3 protein-coding genes and 1 pseudogene are annotated in these 2,911 nt (G+C 76.4%); 2 read left to right on the forward strand and 2 right to left on the reverse strand.

What is annotated here, in order from left to right; all coding sequences use genetic code 11:
• Positions 1–84: 84 nt before the first annotated feature.
• A pseudogene (locus ACFV0G_RS03565) lies at positions 85–525 on the forward strand (GNAT family N-acetyltransferase); the annotation flags it as partial.
• A gap of 146 nt (positions 526–671) precedes the next feature.
• Entirely contained in the window at positions 672–1,001 is a 330-nt protein-coding gene (locus ACFV0G_RS03570) for a hypothetical protein (protein WP_380540928.1), read from the forward strand.
• 22 nt (positions 1,002–1,023) lie between these two features.
• Here ACFV0G_RS03570 and ACFV0G_RS03575 read toward each other — a convergent pair whose 3' ends face one another.
• Together ACFV0G_RS03575 and ACFV0G_RS03580 are read right to left on the reverse strand one after the other, a co-directional pair.
• Positions 1,024–2,451 (reverse strand): amidase, encoded by a 1,428-nt coding sequence (locus ACFV0G_RS03575; RefSeq protein WP_380540931.1) that lies wholly within the window; start codon positions 2,449–2,451, stop codon positions 1,024–1,026.
• Positions 2,452–2,488: 37 nt separating this feature from the next.
• A partial coding sequence (locus ACFV0G_RS03580) for an ATP-binding cassette domain-containing protein (RefSeq protein ID WP_380540934.1) occupies positions 2,489–2,911 on the reverse strand: 423 nt, incomplete at its 5' end.

Raw genomic sequence — 2,911 nt, forward strand, 5'->3', positions numbered from 1 at the left:
CGCCCCACCCCACCGTCCCCGCTCCCCTGCCCCCCACGGGCGCGCCGTCCCCGCCCACCGGGCCGGGTCCGGCACAATGGCCTGATGATCACGACGGACTGGGAACTCCGGCCGGCGACGCCCGCGGACGTCGAGGCGGTGGCCGAGCTGCGCGCCGTGGTGCTGCAGGCCGACCTGGAGCGGCTCGGACGGTACGACGCGCACCGGGTGCGGCAGCGGCTGCGGGACGGCTTCGCACCCGCGCACACCCGGGTGATCGAGGTGGGCGGCTCGTTGGCCGGCTGCGTGGCGCTGCGGCCGGCCGCGGACGCCCACTGGCTGGAGCACTTCTACCTCACCCCGCACCTGCACGGCAGCGGCACCGGCACGGCCGTGCTGCGCCGGGTCCTGGAGCCGTGCGACCGCGCCGGCACACCCGTCCGGCTCAACGTGCTGCAGGGCAGCCCGGCGCGGCGGCTGTACGAGCGGCACGGCTTCCGCTGCGAGACCGAGGACGCGGTGGACGTGTTCATGGTGCGCGAACCATCCCTGCCGGGCCCGCGGCCCGCCGGCGGGTCGGCGGCACCGGCGCGCGGGGCGGAAGGTAGCGGACCGGGCGGAAAGGGGGCGCGTTCCGCCGCTGTCGCGCCGGAACGCGGGACGCCCGGCCGTCCGCGCCCTACGGTGGTCGGATGAGCACCGGCACCCTCCCGGACCAGTCCGTCGGCATCAGATCCGCCGACGACATCCGCGACGCACTGCGCCTGCTGTCCTGCCCCTCCGGCAAGCCGCGCCGCAAGGGCGCGCAGGCCGCCTACCGGTGGGCCCTGAAGCCCTCGGCCACCCCGCCGGTCGGCATGGACCCGGCCCCCGCCGACCCGACGCTGCGGGTGATGGCCCAGGAGCGCCTCGCCCTCGCGCTCGCCCGCGACCCCGGCCTCGACCGGCAGCACCGCCGCTACGCCCGCGGCGTGGCCCAGGCCCTCGGCTGGGTCCTGGGCTACTCCCCCGACCGCCCCTGACCGGCCCGCCCCCGCAGGTCCCTCACAGCACCGGGACACCGCCCCACGGGCGCACGGCCTCGACCGCGGCGGCCGCCCGGAACACCGTGGTGTCGTCGTACGTGCGCCCGACGATCTGCACGCCGGTCGGGACGCCGGTGGAGGCGAACCCGGACGGGACGCTCAGCACCGGGTGGCGGCTGGCGATGTTGAACACCGTGGTCAGCGCCGCGTCCAGGTAGTGGTCCAGCGTCTCGCCCTCGACCACCACCTCGGTCGAGGTGTAGTCGTCGTCGGCCGCGAAGGCCGGGAGGGCGAGCGTCGGGCAGAGCAGTACGTCGTGGCGGTCGAGCAGGGAGCCGAGCACCGCCTGCACCTCGCTCTCGATGACCAGGCCGGCCAGGAAGCCGCCCGGCTCCGCGGCGAAGGCGGCGGTCTCCTCGGCGAACGCCAGCGCGTAGGGGGTGAGCAGGTCGCCGTGCTCGGCGGCGACGGAGGCCACGTACGGGCCGAAGACCGCGCCGAAGTGGAGCATCGCGGCCCGGCGCACCCGGGCGCGGGTGATCGGGACCTCGACCTCCTCGACGACCGCTCCCGCCGCGCGCAGCGCCTCGGCGACGGCCCGGGTGTTGGCCTCGACCTCCGCGTCCACCGGCCAGTCGCCGAGGCCGATCGACAGTGCCACCCGCAGCCCGGCGACGTCCTCGAACCGCTCGGGCAGCACCAGTGCGGGCCGCAGGGACACGCCGTCGGTCGGGTGCGGTCCGGCGATCACGTTCTGCAGCAGCGCGCAGTCGGCGACGGTGCGCGCCATCGGGCCGTCGTGGCAGTAGGTGTCGAGGTTGAACGGCGCCATCGCCGGCACCCGTCCGTACGGGGGCTTGAAGCCCACCGTGCCGGTCGACGAGGCGGGGATGCGGATCGAGCCGCCGATGTCGGACCCGGTCGCCAGGGTGGTCTCGCCCGCCGCCAGGGCGGCGCCCGAGCCGCCGGAGGAGCCGCCGGGCGAGAAGGCGGGGTTCCAGGGGTTGCGGGTGACGCCCCACAGCCGGGACCGGGTGACCGCGGCGCAGCTGAACTCGGGTGTGGTGGTGCGGGCGTGGACGATCCCGCCGGCGTCGAGGATGCGCTCGACGACCGGGTGGGTCTGCTCGGCGATCTCGTCGCGGAAGGCGAGGGAGCCGTCGGTGGCCCGGCGGCCGGCGATGGGCTGCTCCTCCTTGGTGGCGACGGCCAGGCCCTCCAGCGGGCGCGGCGCCCGGCCCTTGCCGGAGTAGCGGGCCTCGGCCTCCCGGGCGGCGGCCATCGCCTCGTCGAAGGTGCGCTCGGCCAGGGCGTTGACGGTCGGTTCGGCGGCCTCGGCCCGCGCGATGACGGCCGCCATCAGTTCGACCGGCGAGAGCGTGCGCTCGCGGAACCGGCGCAGGGCCTCGGTGGCGGGGAGGTAGGCGAGCGGGGTGGTCTCGGTCATGGGTGCGTCCAGGGTGGGGGGTCGTCGGATGAGGTCGTCACAGGAGGGTGCGGCGGTGCTCGGAGATACGGGCCGGGTCCCAGCCCCGGCGGGGCACGGAGTCCAGGAGCAGCCGGGTGTAGGGGTGTTGCGGTGCGGCCAGCACCGCTGTGGTGGGCCCGGTTTCGACGATCCGGCCGGCCCGGAGGACCGCGATGCTGTCGGTGATGTGCCGGACCACCGCGAGGTCGTGGCTGACGAAGAGGAAGGAGATGCCGCAGTCCCGGCGGATGCCGGCCAGCAGGGCGAGGATCTGCGCCTGGATGGAGACGTCCAGGGCGGCCACCGCCTCGTCGAGCACCAGGACCTTCGGCTCGGCCGCCAGCGCCCGGGCGACGGCGACCCGTTGGCGCGGGCCCCCGGCGAGCCCGCGCGGGCGCGCGGGGGCGGCCGCCGCCCCCCGGCCCGGGGGCGTATAAAA

Origin of the sequence: Kitasatospora sp. NPDC059571 (genome assembly GCF_042735675.1) — a bacterium.
In the GTDB taxonomy this organism is placed as follows: Bacteria; Actinomycetota; Actinomycetes; order Streptomycetales; family Streptomycetaceae; genus Kitasatospora.